Source organism: Streptomyces bikiniensis, from assembly GCF_000716625.1.
In the GTDB taxonomy this organism is placed as follows: domain Bacteria; phylum Actinomycetota; class Actinomycetes; order Streptomycetales; family Streptomycetaceae; genus Streptomyces; species Streptomyces bikiniensis.
Genome location: NZ_JNXJ01000046.1, coordinates 1 through 16,847, shown reverse-complemented (window position 1 = coordinate 16,847; position 16,847 = coordinate 1). Strand labels below are relative to the sequence as shown.

The following is a 16,847-nucleotide window of genomic DNA, read 5'->3' as shown; positions in this document are numbered from 1 at the left end:
TGCCGGAATGACGTCACCGGACACCTCCGCACACCCGGAATCCGAGCTCGCCCGCGAGCGCTCCCATCACGACGCCTGCCGCGCCGCCCTGGCCCGCATGACCGAGGACGCGGCCGGACAGGTCGTCACCGGCGAGGACACGGCCGCGTCCGGCGCCGACGCCGAGGCCCTCGGCCGCCATCTGCGCAGCCGGGCCAAGGAGAGGGGGGAGCAGCCGCCGGGGCCGCTGTTCTTCGGCCGCCTCGACCGCGAGGACGGCCAGACCCACCACATCGGCCGCCGCCGGATCGCGGAGGACCCCGCCGCCCCGCCGCTCGTCGTCGACTGGCGCGCCCCCGTCTCCCGCGCCTACTACCAGGCCGGCGCCCACGACCCGCAGGGCGTCCTGCGCCGCCGCCGCTTCGGCTGGGCCCCGAACAGCCCCGGCGCCTCGGAGGACCTGACGGCCCTGGAGGACGAGCACCTCGCGGACGGCACCGGGCAGGGGGCCGGGACCCTGCTCGCCCGGGAGATCGAACGCCCCCGGACCGGCCCCATGCGCGACATCGCCGCCACCATCCAGCCCGACCAGGACGACCTCGTGCGCTCCGACCCGGCCGCCTCCCTGTGCGTGCAGGGCGCGCCCGGCACCGGCAAGACCGCCGTCGGCCTGCACCGGGCCGCGTACCTGCTCTACACCCACCCGCGGCGGATCCGCCGCTCCGGCCTCCTCGTCCTCGGCCCGCACCGCACCTTCCTCGCGTACATCGCGGAGGTGCTGCCCGCGCTCGGCGAGACCGGCGTCCGCCAGACCACCCTGGACGAGGAGATCGCCCGCCACCCCGTACGGGCCGAGGACGGCGGCGCGGCGGCCCGGGTCAAGCACGACGCCCGGATGGCGCGGGTGCTGCGCCGCGCGCTGTACGCCCGCGTCGACCGGGCCCCGGCGGACGACCTGGCCGTCCCCGACGGCGCGTACCACTGGCGCCTCCCGGCCGCCGAACTCGCCGGGATCGTCACGGCGGTACGGGAGGAGGAACCGGCCTACGCCACGGGCCGCGCACGGGTCCGCGCCCGGATCGTCCGGGACCTCCGGGCCCGCGCCGAACGCCGGTCGGGGCCCCGGGGAACGGCCTGGACGCGCCGGATCGAACGGTCGCGCCCGGTGACGGCGTTCCTCGACGCGTGCTGGCCGAAGGCGGTCCCGGAGGAGGTCCTGGCGGAACTGCTCGCCGATCCGGGCGGCGCGGCGGAACTGACCGCCGCCGAGCGGGACGCCATCCGCTGGGAGCGGCCCCCGCGCTCGTACCGCACGGCCCGCTGGACCGCCGCCGACCTCGTCCTCCTCGACGAACTCGCGGGCCTGATCGAGCCCCCCGGGGGCTACGGCCACGTCGTCGTGGACGAGGCCCAGGACCTCTCGCCCATGCAGTGCCGGGCCGTCGCCCGCCGCACCGCCTTCGGCTCGCTCACCGTCCTCGGGGACCTGGCCCAGGGCACCACCCCGTGGGCCGCCCGCGACTGGCGCACGCACCTCGCCCACCTGGGCAGGCCGGAGGCGCGGGTGGTGCCCCTGACGCTCGGCCACCGGGTCCCGGCGGCGATCGTGGACCTCGCCAACCGGCTCCTGCCGCACCTGGACGCGGACGTCCCGGCGGGCCGGTCGGCGCGCACGGACGGCGAGGTGACCGTCCACCGGACGGCGGACCTCCTCACCGGGACCCGCGAGGCCGTGGGGGCCGCGCTCGCGGCGGAGGGCACGGTGGGGGTGATCGCCCCCGACGCCCTGACGGGGGCGGTGGCGGAGGTGCGCGGGATGTCCGAACGGGTGACCGTCCTGCCCGCCACCCTCGCCAAGGGCCTGGAGTTCGACCACGTCGTGGTGGTCGAGCCGGCCGCGATCACGGCGGCCGAGGAGCGCGGCGCGAACCGGCTGTACGTGGCGCTCACCCGGGCCGTGTCGCGCCTGACGCTCGTGCACGCGCGGGAGCTTCCGGAGTGCCTGCGGGCTCCGGCTCCCCGTACAGGGCGGTGAGTTCGGCGCCGATGCGGGCGAGGGCGGTACGGGCCTCCGGCGGGTCGAGGAGTTCGACGCGGGCGCCGAGTCCGGCGAGCCGGGCGGCGGCCGCCTCGGGGGAGGGGCCGTCGGCCTCGAAGGGCGCCCAGCCGTCCGGGGCGCGTTCCCCGTACCGTATCCGCCCGTCGAACAGGCCCTCCAGGACGCCCTCGGCGCCGGGGGCGGCCCGGCCCCGCACCGTCGCGGCGATCATCCGGTCCTCCATGCGGGCGGCGAGCGCGCGCCAGGCGGTGGGCAGGTCGAAGCCCTCGGGGCGCACGGCGGGGGCGCCGGTCTCGGTCACCGAGGCGACGCGGCCGACGCGGAAGGTGCGCAGCCCGTCCGCGGTGTCCGCGACGAGGTAGCGGACGCCGGCCTTCACGGCGATCCCGAGCGGCTGTACGGTCCGCTCCCGCGGCTCCCGGCCGGGGCGGGCGTAGCCGATCCGCAGCTCGCGCCCCTCCACCACCGCCCGCTGGAGCGGGGCCAGCCGGACCTCCTCCGTCTCCGCGCCCGTCCAGTCCGTGCCGTCGGCGACCCCGGCGCGGGCGGCGGCCTCGGCGCCCTCCCGGAGGGGCGCGGGGAGGGCCCGCACGAGCTTGCGCAGGGCGGTGCGGACGCGAGGGTTCGCGTTCGCGGCGGCGGAGTCCGGCCCGGTCAGGAGGAAGAGGGCGCGGATCTCCGGGGCCGTCAGGCCGGTGAGATCGGTGCGGGCGCCGCCGACCAGCGCCCAGCCGCCGCCCTGGCCGGGCTGCGAGTAGACCGGGACGCCGGCGCTCGCGAGCGCTTCGAGGTCCCGGCGGGCCGTCCGCTCCGACACGCCCAGTTCGGCGGCGAGTTCGGCGGCGGTGACCCGGGTCCCGGGGGGCCGGGTCTGGAGGAAGAGCAGGGCGGCGACGAGTCGGTCGGCTCTCATGCGGCCATTGTCACCGGGGCGGCGGGGTGCTCGGACGGTCCGGCGTCCGGCAGGGGCGGCGCCCGGTCGGTCGAGTACCCGGCCGGCTCGGCACCCGGTCGGTCAGGCGCCCGGCCGCTTCGACGACCGGTTCAGCGTCTCCACCGCGACCCGGGCGCGCGCGTCGGCGTTCGGCGGGGCGGCGAGGGTGACGCCCGCGCCGGTGAGGATGCCGAGGTCCAACTCCCAGTCGTGGCGGGAGCGGTGGTCCCAGACCTCGAAGGCGATCTCCACGTGCTCGCGCGCCCGTGCCTCGTTCATCCCGGTGACCTTCCGCAGATGGGCGAGGGCCCGGTCCTGGAGGCCGCGCACCTGCGCGAGGCCGAAGTGCGTGACGGTGTGGCAGTCGGTGCACAGGCAGATGAGCCGCTTGAGGGTCTGGACGCGGGCGGCCTCGTCGAAGGTCCAGCGCTCGTGCGCCTCCAGCCACCGCCGGGCCTCGCGGTCCTCGCCCGCCCCGCAGGCCTCGCAGCGCAGCCCGGCCCGGCGGGTGATCATCCGGCGCAGCCGCTCCCAGTCGGCGGGGGCGACGCACGACCGCACGTTGGTGAACCAGCAGGTCCGGGGCACGAGATCGACGAACAGACCGCTGCCGAGGCTCCGGTCCTCCCCGGGCAGCAGCTCGGGCACGTCGGCGGCGGCGGCGGTCCACCGGGCGAGCGCGGTCATCCCCGGCCGGGGCGCGTACCACCGCCTGGCCGCCGGGTCCCAGCGGGCGCCGCCGCGCTTCGCCTCGTCCTTCTCGGCGTACGGAACGTCCAGCCAGACCCGCTCGACCGCCATGCCCGCCCTCCCGTCGGTCCTCACCCCCCGTACCCCGGCCATGCTGCCACGGCCGGGGTACGGGGGCGGGGGTCAGCCGGTACGGCGGCGGGCGAAGCGGATCATGTTCCCGGCCGGGTCGCGGAAGGCGCAGTCGCGGACGCCGTACGGCTGGTCGAACGGCTCCTGGAGGACCTCGGCGCCGGACTCCCGGATCCGTTCGAAGGTGGCGTCCACGTCGTCGGTGGAGAAGATGACGCCGCGCAGCAGGCCCTTGGCGAGCAGTTCGGCGGCGGCCTGCCGGTCGGCGGGGGAGGCGCCCGGGTCGGCGAGCGGCGGTTCGAGGACGATCTCCACGCCGGGCTGCGCGGGCGACCCGAGGGTCACCCAGCGCATCCCCTCGAAACCGACGTCGTTGCGGACGTCGAGGCCGAGGGCGTCGCGGTAGAAGGCGAGCGCCTTGTCGTGGTCGTCGACGGCGATGAAGCACTGGGAGAGGGTGATGTCCATGGCTTCGACGCTACGGCGGGGGCGGGGGACTCCGCTTCTCCGATCCTGACCGTTCGGGACGCTTGTCGAGCAACGCCGAGGAACGTCGAGGGAACGTCGGGAAACGTCCAGGGATGTCGAGGAATGCCGAGGAACGCCGAGGAATGCCGAGGGAATCCCGGCCCCTCACCCGTTCCTGAGGGGCCGGGTGAGGACCTTGGCGACGCAGGCGGGGACCGCGGCGCCCTCCTGGTGGTCCCGGGCCCGGTACGCGCTCGGCGTCTCCCCGACCAGCTCGGTGAAGCGCGAGCTGAACGACCCGAGCGAGGTGCACCCCACCTCGAAGCAGACCTCGGTCACGCTCAGGTCGCCCCGCCGCAGCAGGGCCTTGGCCCGCTCGACGCGGCGGGTCATCAGATAGCTGTACGGCGTCTCCCCGAAGGCGGCGCGGAAGCTCCGCGCGAAGTGCCCGGTCGACATCAGGGCCACCTTCGCCAGGGCCGGGACGTCCAACGGCGACGCGTAGTCACGGTCGATCGTGTCGCGTGCGCGCCGCAGCCGCGCCAGGTCCTCCAGGTTCACCTTTCCAGAATGGCACGGAGGGGGGCCGGGGGGGGCGGGGGCCAGGGGGGTGGCCTCCCCCCGTACGGTGGAAACGTGTCCCCGATCCGACCGAACCCTCGCGACGACTCCTCCCCCTCTCCCGGAGGGAACCCTTCCCCCTCCCCCCTCCTCTTCCTGGACGTCGACGGCCCTCTCATCCCCTTCGGAGGGCCGTCGACGCGGCATCCCGGGGGCTACCCGACGTACCTCCCGCCCACCGGCCGGCCGGACGACGGCATGAACCCGCTCCTCGCGCGGATCGACCCCGGGCTCGGGCCGCGCCTGGCGGCGACGGGATGCGAGCTGGTGTGGGCGACGACATGGATGGACGACGCGAACGCGTACGTCGCGCCCTGGCTGGGCCTGCCGGACCTCCCGGTGGTGCTCTGGCCGGACGAGACCGACGAGGACGTGGCCGAGCGCGAGCGCACGGGCCTCCACTGGAAGACCCGCCCCCTGGTCGCGCTGGCCGCCGGCCGCCCCTTCGCCTGGGTGGACGACGAGATCACCGGGGCCGACCGGGCCTGGGTGGCGGCCCACCACCCGGGCCGGGCCCTCCTCCGGCGCGTCGACCCCCGCGACGGCCTCGCGGACGCGGACTTCGAGGCCCTGGCGGAGTGGGTGGACACGCCCTAGGGCAGGGCGACCCGGGCGAGGACCGGCAGGTGGTCGCTGCCGGTGGCGGGCAGGGTGCGGATCCGGCCGACGGAGGCGGAGCGGGCCATGACCTGGTCGATGCGGGCCACGGGGAAGGCGGCGGGGAAACTGGGGGCGAGACCGCGCGCGGCCACGCCGAGCCGGGAGGTCAGCGGGTCGAGGCCGCGGTCGTCGACGGTGCCGTTGAGGTCGCCGAGCAGGATCACCGTCCGTACCTCCTCGGCGGCGAGGGCGTCCCCGAGCCGCCGGGCGCTCTCGTCGCGCCGGGAGGACGCCAGACCGCCCGCGCCGATCCGTACCGAGGGCAGATGGGCGACGTACACCGCGACGTCGCCGCGCGGCGTGCGGGCCACGGCCCGCAGCCCGCGGTCCCAGGGCCCGGTGATCCCCCGGGGCTCGATGTCGACCGGGCGCACGCCCGTGAGCGGGTGCTTCGACCAGAGCCCGACCGTGCCGTGGACGGCGTGGTACGGGTACTCCGGCGCGAGCGTCCTCCCGTAGGCGGACAGGGCCGGGGGCACCAGCTCCTCCAGGGCGACGAGATCGGGCCCGGCGGCGGCGAGCGCGCGGGCGGTGCCGGCCGGGTCGGGGTTCTCGTCGCTCACGTTGTGCTGCACGACGACCAGACCGTACGCACCGCTCTCCGCCCCCTCGCCGGGCAGGAGCAGCCCGCCGAACGCGTACGCCCAGGCCGCCGCCGGCAGGACGAGCGCGGCCGGCGCGACACCGGAACGGCGCAGCAGCGCGAGCCCGAGGAGCACCACGACCACCAGGCCGAGCCAGGGCAGGAAGGACTCCAGCAGGCTCCCGGGGGAACCGGGCACGGCCCGGTGGAACAGCAGCAGCCCGGCGGTCGCCACCGCGAACCCGCCGAGCACCCGCCTGGTCCTCCGACCCGACCCCGCCCTCCGGCCCGGACCCGCCTTCCGGCCCGAACCCGCCCTCCGGCCCGACCCCGTCCTCCGGACTCCCCACCACCGCACCACTGCCCCCGCTCCCTGCCCCGCCGCCTCTGATCTGCACATGGTGATGTGCCGTGCGCTGTGCACCGTCACCTGTACGCGGTGCTGAGCTGCGCCGTTCCTCGGGGAGTCGAACCCCTGCGTTGCTCCTCACGCGCCAGGTGTGGCCGGAAAACCGCCGGCCCGCGGGTCCGTTCGGTCCAGCAGGTCGACCTCCCGGTCGGTCCGGTCGGTCCGCCGGATCAGCGACTCCGGGGCGTTCAGCACCTCGTCCGCCTCGGCGAGCTTCACGGTTGCCGCCTCCCTCTCCGTCGGTCCGCACGAGTACAGGAAGAAGGAAAGCCGCGCAGCCGTAGGGTTTTTGTCCCGCGGTCAGATGTGGAACTCGGGCGGGAAGCCGGTCCAGCGCAGTTCCGCGGGCAGGTGCCGCATGTCGTTGTGGAGCAGGACGGAGGACGGCCTGCCGGGCGCGTACCGGAGGACCGTCAGGGCCGCGTTGCCGTGGTTGAGCCCCATCCAGCGCCACTCGGGCGCGTCGAGGGCGGCCCGGACCAGCCAGCCGATGAGGAAGTTGTGCGTGACGACCAGCTCGTGGCGGGGGTGCTCGCCGTCGACCGGTCCCGTGAACTCCGCGATCGCCTCCCGGGCCAGCACCGGACCGCGCTCGCGCTCCTCCTCCGGGGCCCCGGCGAGGAAGGCGAGCAGGGCGTCGGCCGAGTCCGCCGGCAGCTCCTCCTTCGCGGGCAGGTGGGGTACGTAGTCGCCGGCCGCGTCCGACCGCCGCAGCGGTACGCTGTCGAGCTGCGCGCCGATCAGCCGGGCGGTCTCCTCGGCCCGGGGCAGCGGCCCGTGGTGGATCACCGACAGCGGGGCGCTCCGGAGCCGTTCACCGAGCAGGACGGCCTGGCGCCGCCCGTTCCCGGTCAGGGCGGCCCCGTCCGCCGACGCCTCGCCGTGCCGGACGAGGTAGAGGTAGCGCGCGGCCGTGTTTGTCATGTCCGGGGTCTCCGTCGGTGATCGGCGGTCTCGTACGCCGACGAGGGACGCCGGACCCTCCCGTACGGTTCCGCCATCCGCGCCCCTGTTCCGTCCCGTACGACTGCGGGCGGAGCGAGGTCCCGGCGTGCGGTGCCCACGGTGGGGGCGTCGTCACGTCACTCGTGGATCCGGGCGTTCTCCGCGGGACGCGCGTCACCGCTGTCGGCGTCCAGGCCGGCGAGCAGGCGCAGTCCGTCCTCGGTGGGGCTGCCGGGGGCCGCGGACAGCACCAGGAGCTCGATGCCCGGTTCGTTCGGCAGCGCGAAGTTCTCCTGGTGCAGTTCGAGCAGTCCGACCAGGGGGTGCCGGTAGGCCTTGCGCCCGTGGGTGCGGGCGCGCACGTCGGCGCGGGCCCAGAGGCGGCGGAAGCGTTCGCTGCCCATCGCCAGCTCGCCGACGAGCGAGGCCAGGCGGGGATCCCCGGGGTACTTGCCGGCGGCCAGGCGCAGGTGCCCGACCACGTCGAGGGTGCAGGTCTCCCAGTCCGCGTACAGGCCGCGCTCGGCCTCCTCCAGGAAGAGGTGCCGGGCGGTGTTCAGGCCGGGCACGGGCAGGCCGTAGAGGAGCCCGGCGAGGCGGTTCCCGGCGAGTACGTCCAGGCGGTGGTTCATGATCAGCGCGGGTGCGCCGGGGACCAGGTCGAGGACGCGCAGCAGCTCCGGCCGGACCCGTCCGCCCGGTGCCTTCGCGCGGCGGCGGCGGGGCTGCCGGGCGAGCCGGTGGAGGTGCCCGCGTTCGGTCTCGTCCAGGCCGAGGACGCGGGCGAGGGCGTCGAGGACCTGCTCGGAGGGCTGGGTCGCGCGGCCCTGTTCCAGGCGCACGTAGTAGTCGACGCTGACTCCGGACAGGTGCGCGACCTCTTCGCGGCGCAGCCCTTCGACCCGGCGGCGGCTGTCCGTGGGGATGCCGGCGGTCGCCGGGTCGACCCGGGAGCGCCGGGTCCGCAGGAAGCCCGCGAGATCGTCCATGAGCCCAGTATGTCCTCGGCCGCACCCGTGAGGGTGGCCCTGCCGTTACCAGGAAGTTCCGTACCGGGAAGTCCCGTCCGAGGGACGGGGCGCCCCTGAACACCGGGCGGCGCGGCGCCCAGGATCGGAGGCACCCGATCCGAAGGAGTCCCCGTGAAGACGCTGATCGTCCACGCCCACCCGGAGCCGCAGTCGCTCAACGGCTCGCTGAAGGACCTCGCGGTGTCCACGCTGTCGGACGCCGGGCACGAGGTGCGGGTGAGCGACCTGTACGCGATGAACTGGAAGGCGGTCGTGGACGCCGCGGACTACGGCCCCGAGGCCTCGCGCCCGCTGAGGGTGGCCCGGGACTCGGGCCGGGCCTTCGGGTCCGGGACGCTCACCGCGGACGTCCTCGCCGAGCAGGAGAAGCTGCTGTGGGCCGACGCGATCGTCTTCCAGTTCCCGCTGTGGTGGTACACGATGCCCGCGATCCTCAAGGGCTGGGTGGACCGGGTGTTCACCCACCGCTTCGCCTACGGCGTCGGCGAGCACAGCGACACCAAGTACGGCGAGCGCTTCGGCGAGGGCACCCTCGCGGGCCGGAGGGCCCTGCTGTCGGTGACCGTCGGCGGCCCGGAGTCGCACTACGCCGCTCGCGGGATCAACGGCCCCGTCGACGACCTGCTCTTCCCGATCCAGCACGGCATCCTCCACTACCCGGGCATCGAGGTGCTGCCCCCGTTCGTGCTGTACGGCGCCGACCGGGTGACCGCCGAGGACTACCCGGACATCGCCAAGGCCTGGGAGCAGCGCCTGCTCACCCTGGAGTCGACCGAGCCGATCCCGTTCCGGCGGCAGAACTCCGGCGACTACGAACTCCCCTCGCTGCACCTGAAGGAGGGCCTGGAACCCGCGGGCCGCACGGGTTTCGGGCTGCACGTGCGCGGCTGACCACCGACGACGGGCTCCTGTGACTGAGCGCGATGGTTGTCACCTGGGAGGTGTCCCGACAGCGACCGCCGCGATGGCGTGAGCGGGATTGTTGTCACTGGAAGTGCGGGATTCTTGTCACATGGAGATCGTTTGCGGTCTTGTTGTCACCGGTACCGAAGTACGAGGAGCTTTCATCCCGGCCCCGAGAATGACGCCGGACCAGTACCGGGCTATGAGTCCGCGCAAGCGCGGGCTGCACGACCTGCACCGGGCGGCGACCCTTGTGAACCTGCGGATGCAGGAAAGCCCGATGAGTGCGCAGGTCACCGCGCCGATGCGGGCCAGAATCCAGAACAACGCGCTGAAGCAGACACCCGGCACTCGCGACGGACTGATGATCAACGGTGGCGGACATCAGGGAAAGACGGAGACGGCTTGCGAGACGGCCGCCGAGTTCGAGGACTTCTGGCGCGACCTGCACCACCAGCTCACCCGAACGCGATCCCCGGCACCTGGGATCTCTTCCTGCCGGTGGCCTACTACCAGACGCCGGTCAAGGCCATGCCGAAGGGACTGTGCGAGGCGATTCTGGACTTCTGCAGAGCCCCACACGCCAAGACCCTGCGCGGGCTGATCCGCAACGTCCGCGAGTCCCTGCACGCGCACTGCACCACAGCGCTGCTGCTCGACGACGTCACCCGGCTGAAGATGCACCGGGAAGACGACCAGGACACCCTCGATCTCATCCGGGACCTGATGAGCCTGAACGTCACGCTCGTCCTCATCGGCGTCAACATCCCCGGCTCCGGGCCGCTGCGGGAAGGTCGTCACGACCCGCGCACCGGCCAGACGGTGCTGTCGCCCGTCAAACGTGGCAGAAGCCACAACGACGAGGCGGCCAACCGGACCGAACGTCGCTTCGACATGATCAACCTCGACCCGTTCCACTACGACACTCCCGTCGGCATCGCCGCCTGGGTCAACCACCTCGCCGGAATCGAGGACCAGCGACGGCTCTTCCGCGCGGCGCCGGGCATGCTCACCGACGGCACGATGCCCGAATACCTGTTCCGCCGCACCGAGGGGATCGTCGGACTGCTGAAACGCCTCATCGAGGACGGCTGCACCAAGGCCATGGAGAACGGCCAGGAGAACCTGACCATCGACCTGCTCCAGGAGATCCCCATCGATCTCGGTAACGTCCCCGGGCGGGACCCGGGTGCCGGTGAGGTCCCCGTGCTGAAGGACGGGGGAGGAGGAGCCACGCCCAAGCGCCGCAGGCGCGGCCGGAACACCGTCTTTGACGACCAGGGCGGCCGCCCCGCCGCCGATGCCTGATGACAGGCCGACTACGTCCTCTGCCCCGGAGCCTCGACCCGCTGGAAGACGAATCGATCCACGGCTACCTTCTCCGGCTCGCGCACCAGTTCGGCGCCGCACCCTTGGAGATCGCCGTCCGGACAGGGCTCGTCGTTCAGGGACGCGGTCGAAACGGCATTCCCGTTCGCCTTCTGCACGACCTGGACGAACAGCAGCTCGGTGCGTTCGCTCACGCGACTCGCCTCACGCACGACGAGGCCCGGGGGCTGCTGACCGCTTCGCTGGGCGAGCGCTACGGTCCGCTGAACGCACGTCTGCTGGCCGAATTCCGTACGCCCACGAGAATGACCCACAACAACCGCTGGATTCTCACCAAGGCGGCCCGGTACTGCCCGCGATGTCTCTCCGGCGACGGAACCGAGATCGAACAGCGCCACGGTGGGCCTTGGCGCCGGTCCTGGAGACCGCCTCCCGTCTTCGCGTGCCTCCGGAATCAACGCCCGCTGCTGTACGGCTGTCTTCGCTGCGGTCAGGACACCAACATCGCCCGGGGCGGCAGCCTGATCTCCCGAGCCTCCGAGGCCGGGCTCCACCCTGCCCGGTGCCGAGCCACCCTCCCCGGCACACGAGCGGTCTGCGGGGCAGCATGGCTGGCGGTGAGGCGGACCGGCGTCCCCACGCGCCCTCTACGGTCGCCGCGCTGCTGAGGCTTCAGCACTACTTCGACGGGCTCTTGGATCCTGATGGCCCGAGGGAAGTGGGCAGTTTCGGCTGGCTGATTCCTGCGGCCCAGTACTTTGTCGATCTCCGCGCTGTGAGCGCGTTGATCTTCATGACGTGGCCCCGCGCCAGGGAGTTCGCCGACGCGGAGGCTCTGGCCGCGCTGGTCGACAGGGAGGCAGAGCAACGGCACGCCGAATTCGCCAAGTCCCGGGCCGAGGCCGAGGCAGGCCGACGGCGCCAAGCCTCGCGCCCGCGACAGCGACCCGCCGGCGGATCCCGCTGTCGCGGGCGCGGTGCTGGGCATCGCCGCACGGCTGATGTCGGCCGCTGACGAGAACGAGACCCACGAGGTGATGGCGCCGATCATCGACGGAGCCAAGGAACCCAACTTCTCGATGAGTTACCAGTTCCGCCGCCCCAGCGGGACCTCCTACCCGCTCCAAGCCATCCTCCTGACCTCACGCCGGGACCGTGGCGCGTTCCAGCGGATGGGACAACGAATCGAAAGCAAGGGCTTCAGACGCCTGACCAGAGCCGACCCGCTCGCATCCTGAACCGGTGCTCACGCCTGCCGTTGTGCGCGAGCGTGACGAGGAACGAGGGCTCCTCCCATGACCGCCGCGGTGATCACGGCGGTGATCACGGTGACGGCCAGCCACCCGGCGGGAACGGCGATGTCGGTGTCCATGCCGGTCAGGAAGGCAATCGAGGCGGCGATGCCCCACAGGGTGCCGGTGACGCAGCTGATGACGATAAGCAGGCCGGACATGGAGGAGGCCAGGCGCCGCCGCCACCAGGCGGTGGCCCCCACGGCACCGAGCATCTGGTACTCCCTTCTGAGATCCGAGGTCCAGAGGCTGACCATGGCGGCGACGATGAGCATCGTGGTCAGGACGGAGATCGCGGCCACGGCGGGCTGGAGCCGTGCCACCGCACCGACGACCGAGGGACCGGACTCCACGGTGACGGTCGAGTCCGCCTGCGCGTCCACCGGGAGGGCCCGCAGGACGTCCTGCTGTGCGGGCTTACTGTCGGCGTTGAGCAGGTATGTCGCGGAGCCGACGGGGATGATGCTCGACGTCCGGGCCCCTGCCTGGCTGACGAGGACGGCGGGCAGTTGCTGGTACTCGGTCTTACGGGCGGTGCTGGGGTGGATGAGGGGGAGGGTCGCGGTGTTCTCCAGGACGAAGCCATCCGGCTTGCGTCCCATGGCCACGAGCGAGACCTCGTTCGTCAGGCCCACGGGTGTGACGGCCACGGCGGCCTGGCCGCTCTCGTAGCGCTGTCGCTGCTCGTCGGTCATTGTGCCGGCCAGGGCCTCGGCGCCCTCGGTGTCGGCGATGCCGACCGCGGGGAAGGGGATGTGGGACTTGGAGGCCAGGTAGCAGGGCTGCCAGTCGTTGTTGCCGTACTTCAACAGGCCCCGGTCGTCGATGCAGTCGAGGAAATCGGTACGAGGCGAGACGGGGAGTTGTTTGCCGTCGCGCGCGATCGCGGCCCGCTGGTAGCCGGTGGACACCTCGGAGGCCCCGGTGGAACTGCGCAGGGCTCCCCGCTCGGTCGTGGTCAGTGGCCGGGAGGAGATGATCAGGGCCGAGGTGTCGGGCAGTTCCGGCAGGTAGTCCTCGCGCTGTTTGTGGGCCACCGAGGCGGAGGCGATGAGAACCGTGGTGGACACGGCGGCGACCACGCCGAGTGCGATCACCGTCGTGATCGCGCGGACGGGGAAGGCCAGCAGGGAGCGCATGGCCGACCGGAACACGGCCGGCAACGGCAGATACGAGGTGTCTGCCTTCCGGGCGGCGAGGGAGGACAATACCAGGGCGGTCGCCGTGATGCCGGCCGCGAACACGATGACCCCCAGGACCGCTGTCAGCGCCCCGGCGTTGATCACGACAGCGGCGAGACCGGCGACGGTCGCGGTCACCAGAGTCCCGGCGGCGGCGGTCCGCAGGCGGAGCTGCCGGGTGCTGTGGACCGGAGGGACCGCCTTGAGCAGGGCGGTGGGATCCTCGCGCAGGGCCGCGCGCGACGGCAGCATGGAGGCGAGGACCGTGACGGCCACAGCGACAGCGGCGAGTACCAGCGAGGTGGCCCACGCGCCGTCCACCGGCCCCCAGTCCGCGCCCGCGCGCTCGGCCAGAACCGGCGCGGCCACGCGTGCGACGAGCTGCCCCGCGGCGATGCCTGCCAAGGAGCCGATCATGGCCACGCACAGCGCGTGCGTACGGAGGAACGAGGCCGTCACCTTTGCGGGGGCGCCGAGGGCCGCGAGCAGCCCCATGTGCCGGCGCTGGCTGCGTACGACGACGGCGAAGGCGGCGGTCACCAGCAGGACGGTCTCGGCCAGCAGGCCGAGCCCGACGAGCAGGGCGGTGGAGTCCATGGCGTCGCCCTGCCCGGAGATCGCGGCGGCCTGGCTGCTGGATACGTACGCGTACCCGGCGCCCTTCAGTTTCCCGGACACGGTGGGCAGGTCCGCCTGCGGAGGCCAAGTGACGAACCACCTGGGGCTGCCCAGGTCCTTCGCCGAGGCCAATGCCGCGGTCGCCTTCGGCCCGCCCGGAGGGAGGGCGAACAACCGGTGTCCGAGGTCGAACCGGTCGGCGACCAGGGCCGACACGGTGAACTGCCCGCTGCCGATGGAGACGCTCTGGCCGGTCTTGGTGATCCCGACCGCGTCCGCCAGGACGGCCGACAGCACGATCGTGCCGTCCTGAGCGGACGGGGCCCCCTGGTCGACGCGGTAGAGACCGTCGGTCAGGGGATCGGCCAGGTTGACCGCCCTTCCGTCGACGGTGCTCTGCCGTCCCTCCGGTCCCCGGATGGTGAGCCCGAGGACGTCGATGTCGTAGGCGAGACGCGTGTCGCCGGGGAGCGAGGGCTTGAGCTGTTCGGCGAGCCGTGCGGGGGCGGTCGCGTCCGCGCTCCGCTCGCCGGACAGGGCGGTGAGGCGTCCGTCAGCCGATCCGAACGCCGCTGCCTCGGCCTCCGGCATCGAGACGCGGGCCGTCGCGGTCACGGCCGCGACCCCTGTGCCGGCCGCGACGGGCAGCGCGATGGTGAGACAGACCAGCAGCGTGCGCAGGCGGCTGCGGCTCGCGAGACGCCATCCGAGGATCCAGGCGAGGCGGCGGTTGCGGTTCACGCGCCACCCTCCACGACGCGGCCGTCCTGGATACGGACGATGTGGTCGGCCGCCGCGGTGACCTCGGGATTGTGCGTCGCGATCACACAGGCCACTCCGCCCGCCGTGACCTCGCGCAGGAGCTCGACGACGCGCTCACCGTTGGCGGAGTCCAGTGCCCCGGTGGGCTCGTCGGCCAGGACCAGCGGGCGCTGGTCGGCGATCGCGCGAGCGATGGCCACGCGCTGCTGCTCACCGCCGGAGAGCTGGTCGGGGAACTTGCGGGTGTGCCGGGGGACTCCCGTCCTCTCCAGCGCTGTCGCCGCGCGGCGACGGGCTTCGGCCCGCGCCATTCCGGACAACTCCAGGGGTAAGCACACGTTCTCCAGCACCGTCATGGTGCGGATCAGGTTGTACTCCTGGAACACGTAGGAGACCAGGCTCGCCCGGGTGCGGGTCAGCTCGGCCGGTCCCATCTTCGTCAGCACGTGTCCGGCCAGGGTGATCGTCCCGGAGGTGGCCTGCTCCAGGCCGCCGGAGATGTTCAGCAGCGTGGACTTGCCCGACCCGCTGTGGCCGACCAGCGCGGTGAGCCGCGCCGCGTGGAAGTCGACCGTGACTCCGTCCAGGGCCACGTGCCGTGTCTCGCCCGTGCCGTAGACCTTGTGGACGCCTTCGAGCCGGAGGACCGGTTCATCCGGTCCTCCGGCTCCAGGTGTGGTGGAAACCGCGGTGCGCATCTTCCGGGAACAACCTCTCTTACGATCTCGTCGTCGCTCCGCGGATCACTCCGCGGTGTCCACCGATGTCACCGCCGGTCAGAACGCGCGGGTCTCCATGATGGCGCCGCGCATCTTGAACAGGCAGAAACCGTTTTGCGAGTACTTCCAGCCGGTGACCCAGGACGTGTAGATGTCCGGAGCCGCGGCGCAGTCGGCGCGGCCACGGGCCTCGCCGCCCACGACGTCGCCGCAGGAGATCCACACGCCGTCGCTGTTCTTGCCGTAACTGCCCACGGCACAGTCCGCGTACACCGCGTTCGCACCGGTGGCCGCGGCCTGGGCCGGCGCGGCGGCCACGAGGCTGGTGAGTGCGGCGGCGCCGATACCGAGCGCCGCCACCTTGCGGCCGAAGTTGCCACGTAACACGAGATGTTCCCCCTCTGGGATCTGGGTCAGAACCGATCTTCAGTGGTGCAGGAAGAACACAACCGTCCACTCGGCACGGACAGAACCGTGATTCGCGCCAGTCGAAGGACCAGCGATTCGACTGGTCCGGAAGCGACGGTAGTTGATATAGGTCTTGACCAATCGTCCGGAACGGCTCGAAGTGACCGCGCGCGGGATGCGGTCCTGTTGTGAAGTTGCGAAAGCGATGACCGGACGCGTACGGAGATGGCTGATCTCCATGGGGTCAGGAAACGGCCGCCGTGGCTGAGGCGTGCTCTGAGTCGTAGGAGAGCCGGTCTTATCGCAGTAGACGCTGGCGGGGTGCTCGATCGTGCGATGCGCGTAGCCGTACGGGGGAGGGTGCCGTTCCGCGGGAACATTATCGCCCTTGCAGTGGCAGGAGGTGACCGGAAAGCGCAACGGGGGCACCTAGCCGTTCGGTTCTACGCGCCGGTAATCAGCTGCACTATGGGTCGGAGACGTCGTGCATTCCGGTGTGCGCATGCGATGTGACGGACCGGAACTCTTCGCTCTGTAGGCGTGTACGGGGGTGTCATGGGCTTCCGCCGGTGACCGGTACTCGGTCACCGGCGGGCTGGAGCCCCTGCTTCGTGTCAGTTGGTCTTCGTGTTGGTCAGATGGGGGCCGACATAACCAACGATCACCTGTCCGGTGGCGCCCTTCGTGTCGTCCAGGAAGTAGATCCTCGGTGAGGTGCTCCCCTTGGAGTCGAGTTTCAGGTGGGCCTGCATTTCCTTGCGCCCGGAGGAATCCACCTCCAGGGGGACAGGGAAGATCCTCTCCGCGCCCCACCTGTTCATCGTCGTGTCGGACTCGACGGTGGCCAGTTGCTTGTGCGGCCAGTTCACCGCCCCCGGACGGTCCGATGTGCAGTGCTGGTAGAAGCCACCGTTGAACCCTTCCCGGGCTGCCTGCGCGTAGGAGTCCAGCGCCCTCAGAGCGTTCCACGCCTTCGCCGCCCACACACGGGCCCGCTCCGCCTCGTCCAGTTCGAGAGCTCTGCTCTTACTGATCGTTTCAGAATGAGGTTCGTAGGCGTCGCAAGCAGATGATGCTGCAGGCGAGTTGAAGCAGGCCGAGGTGGAGATCTGCGCGTATCTCGT

The 16,847-nt window shown here is 72.5% G+C and carries 18 protein-coding genes and 1 pseudogene; 6 read left to right on the top strand and 13 right to left on the bottom strand.

The window, feature by feature from the left end:
* Positions 1-7 precede the first annotated feature (7 nt).
* On the top strand, positions 8-2,014 hold the full coding sequence (locus OO47_RS27920) for a HelD family protein (RefSeq protein ID WP_030220901.1): 2,007 nt from the start codon (positions 8-10) through the stop codon (positions 2,012-2,014).
* Here the strand turns inward: OO47_RS27920 and OO47_RS27915 are convergent.
* The 4 genes from OO47_RS27915 to OO47_RS27900 form a co-directional block, all read right to left on the bottom strand.
* On the bottom strand, positions 1,926-2,951 hold the full coding sequence (locus OO47_RS27915) for a helix-turn-helix transcriptional regulator (protein WP_051716302.1): 1,026 nt from the start codon (positions 2,949-2,951) through the stop codon (positions 1,926-1,928). The genes OO47_RS27920 and OO47_RS27915 overlap by 89 nt on opposite strands.
* A gap of 102 nt (positions 2,952-3,053) precedes the next feature.
* Complete coding sequence (locus OO47_RS27910; RefSeq protein ID WP_030220895.1) at positions 3,054-3,773, bottom strand: DUF5710 domain-containing protein; 720 nt, start codon at positions 3,771-3,773, stop codon at positions 3,054-3,056.
* Positions 3,774-3,845: 72 nt separating this feature from the next.
* On the bottom strand, positions 3,846-4,262 hold the full coding sequence (locus tag OO47_RS27905) for a VOC family protein (RefSeq protein ID WP_030220894.1): 417 nt from the start codon (positions 4,260-4,262) through the stop codon (positions 3,846-3,848).
* A 165-nt stretch (positions 4,263-4,427) separates the two neighbouring features.
* Positions 4,428-4,823, bottom strand: coding sequence for a helix-turn-helix transcriptional regulator (locus OO47_RS27900; RefSeq protein WP_030220892.1), 396 nt, complete (start codon positions 4,821-4,823; stop codon positions 4,428-4,430).
* An 84-nt stretch (positions 4,824-4,907) separates the two neighbouring features.
* Between OO47_RS27900 and OO47_RS27895 the strand changes: the two genes are divergently transcribed.
* Positions 4,908-5,480 (top strand): HAD domain-containing protein, encoded by a 573-nt coding sequence (locus OO47_RS27895; RefSeq protein ID WP_051716305.1) that lies wholly within the window; start codon positions 4,908-4,910, stop codon positions 5,478-5,480.
* On the opposite strand, the gene OO47_RS27890 is transcribed toward OO47_RS27895, so the two are convergent.
* From OO47_RS27890 to OO47_RS27880, 4 genes are all read right to left on the bottom strand, one after another.
* A complete protein-coding gene (locus tag OO47_RS27890; protein ID WP_030220884.1) occupies positions 5,477-6,379 on the bottom strand; it encodes an endonuclease/exonuclease/phosphatase family protein in 903 nt (300 codons plus the stop codon). The two genes, OO47_RS27895 and OO47_RS27890, sit on opposite strands and share 4 nt — an antisense overlap.
* A 234-nt stretch (positions 6,380-6,613) precedes the next feature.
* Positions 6,614-6,754, bottom strand: coding sequence for a hypothetical protein (locus OO47_RS37010; protein WP_158708708.1), 141 nt, complete (start codon positions 6,752-6,754; stop codon positions 6,614-6,616).
* Between the two features lie 81 nt (positions 6,755-6,835).
* On the bottom strand, positions 6,836-7,459 hold the full coding sequence (locus tag OO47_RS27885) for a histidine phosphatase family protein (RefSeq protein ID WP_030220882.1): 624 nt from the start codon (positions 7,457-7,459) through the stop codon (positions 6,836-6,838).
* 158 nt (positions 7,460-7,617) lie between these two features.
* Positions 7,618-8,469, bottom strand: a complete 852-nt coding sequence (locus OO47_RS27880; protein ID WP_030220880.1) for a helix-turn-helix transcriptional regulator — start codon at positions 8,467-8,469, stop codon at positions 7,618-7,620.
* 153 nt (positions 8,470-8,622) lie between these two features.
* On the opposite strand from OO47_RS27880, the gene OO47_RS27875 reads away from it, so the two are divergent.
* The 4 genes from OO47_RS27875 (at position 8,623) to OO47_RS34170 (ending at position 11,981) form a co-directional block, all read left to right on the top strand.
* A complete protein-coding gene (locus OO47_RS27875; protein ID WP_030220878.1) occupies positions 8,623-9,402 on the top strand; it encodes an NAD(P)H-dependent oxidoreductase in 780 nt (259 codons plus the stop codon).
* 417 nt (positions 9,403-9,819) lie between these two features.
* Positions 9,820-10,722 (top strand): TniB family NTP-binding protein, encoded by a 903-nt coding sequence (locus OO47_RS33615; protein WP_158708707.1) that lies wholly within the window; start codon positions 9,820-9,822, stop codon positions 10,720-10,722.
* Positions 10,722-11,411, top strand: a complete 690-nt coding sequence (locus tag OO47_RS38835) for a TniQ family protein (RefSeq protein WP_078489957.1) — start codon at positions 10,722-10,724, stop codon at positions 11,409-11,411. Before OO47_RS33615 ends, OO47_RS38835 begins: the two co-directional genes overlap by 1 nt.
* A 309-nt stretch (positions 11,412-11,720) precedes the next feature.
* A complete protein-coding gene (locus OO47_RS34170; RefSeq protein ID WP_030220869.1) occupies positions 11,721-11,981 on the top strand; it encodes a hypothetical protein in 261 nt (86 codons plus the stop codon).
* Between the two features lie 8 nt (positions 11,982-11,989).
* Here OO47_RS34170 and OO47_RS27860 read toward each other — a convergent pair whose 3' ends face one another.
* From OO47_RS27860 to OO47_RS27845, 5 genes and pseudogenes are all read right to left on the bottom strand, one after another.
* Positions 11,990-14,575 carry an ABC transporter permease gene (locus OO47_RS27860; RefSeq protein ID WP_033210539.1) on the bottom strand — a complete coding sequence of 862 codons (2,586 nt, stop codon included), beginning with the start codon at positions 14,573-14,575 and terminating at the stop codon, positions 11,990-11,992.
* The gene (locus OO47_RS27855) at positions 14,572-15,294 is read right to left on the bottom strand and encodes an ABC transporter ATP-binding protein (RefSeq protein WP_051716300.1); all 723 of its coding nucleotides are present in this window, start codon (positions 15,292-15,294) and stop codon (positions 14,572-14,574) included. Before OO47_RS27855 ends, OO47_RS27860 begins: the two co-directional genes overlap by 4 nt.
* A 78-nt stretch (positions 15,295-15,372) precedes the next feature.
* Positions 15,373-15,702 carry a hypothetical protein gene (locus tag OO47_RS27850; protein ID WP_030220863.1) on the bottom strand — a complete coding sequence of 110 codons (330 nt, stop codon included), beginning with the start codon at positions 15,700-15,702 and terminating at the stop codon, positions 15,373-15,375.
* Between the two features lie 39 nt (positions 15,703-15,741).
* Positions 15,742-15,963 carry a hypothetical protein gene (locus tag OO47_RS37005; protein ID WP_158708706.1) on the bottom strand — a complete coding sequence of 74 codons (222 nt, stop codon included), beginning with the start codon at positions 15,961-15,963 and terminating at the stop codon, positions 15,742-15,744.
* Positions 15,964-16,337: 374 nt separating this feature from the next.
* Positions 16,338-16,847, bottom strand: a pseudogene (locus OO47_RS27845) (hypothetical protein); the annotation flags it as partial.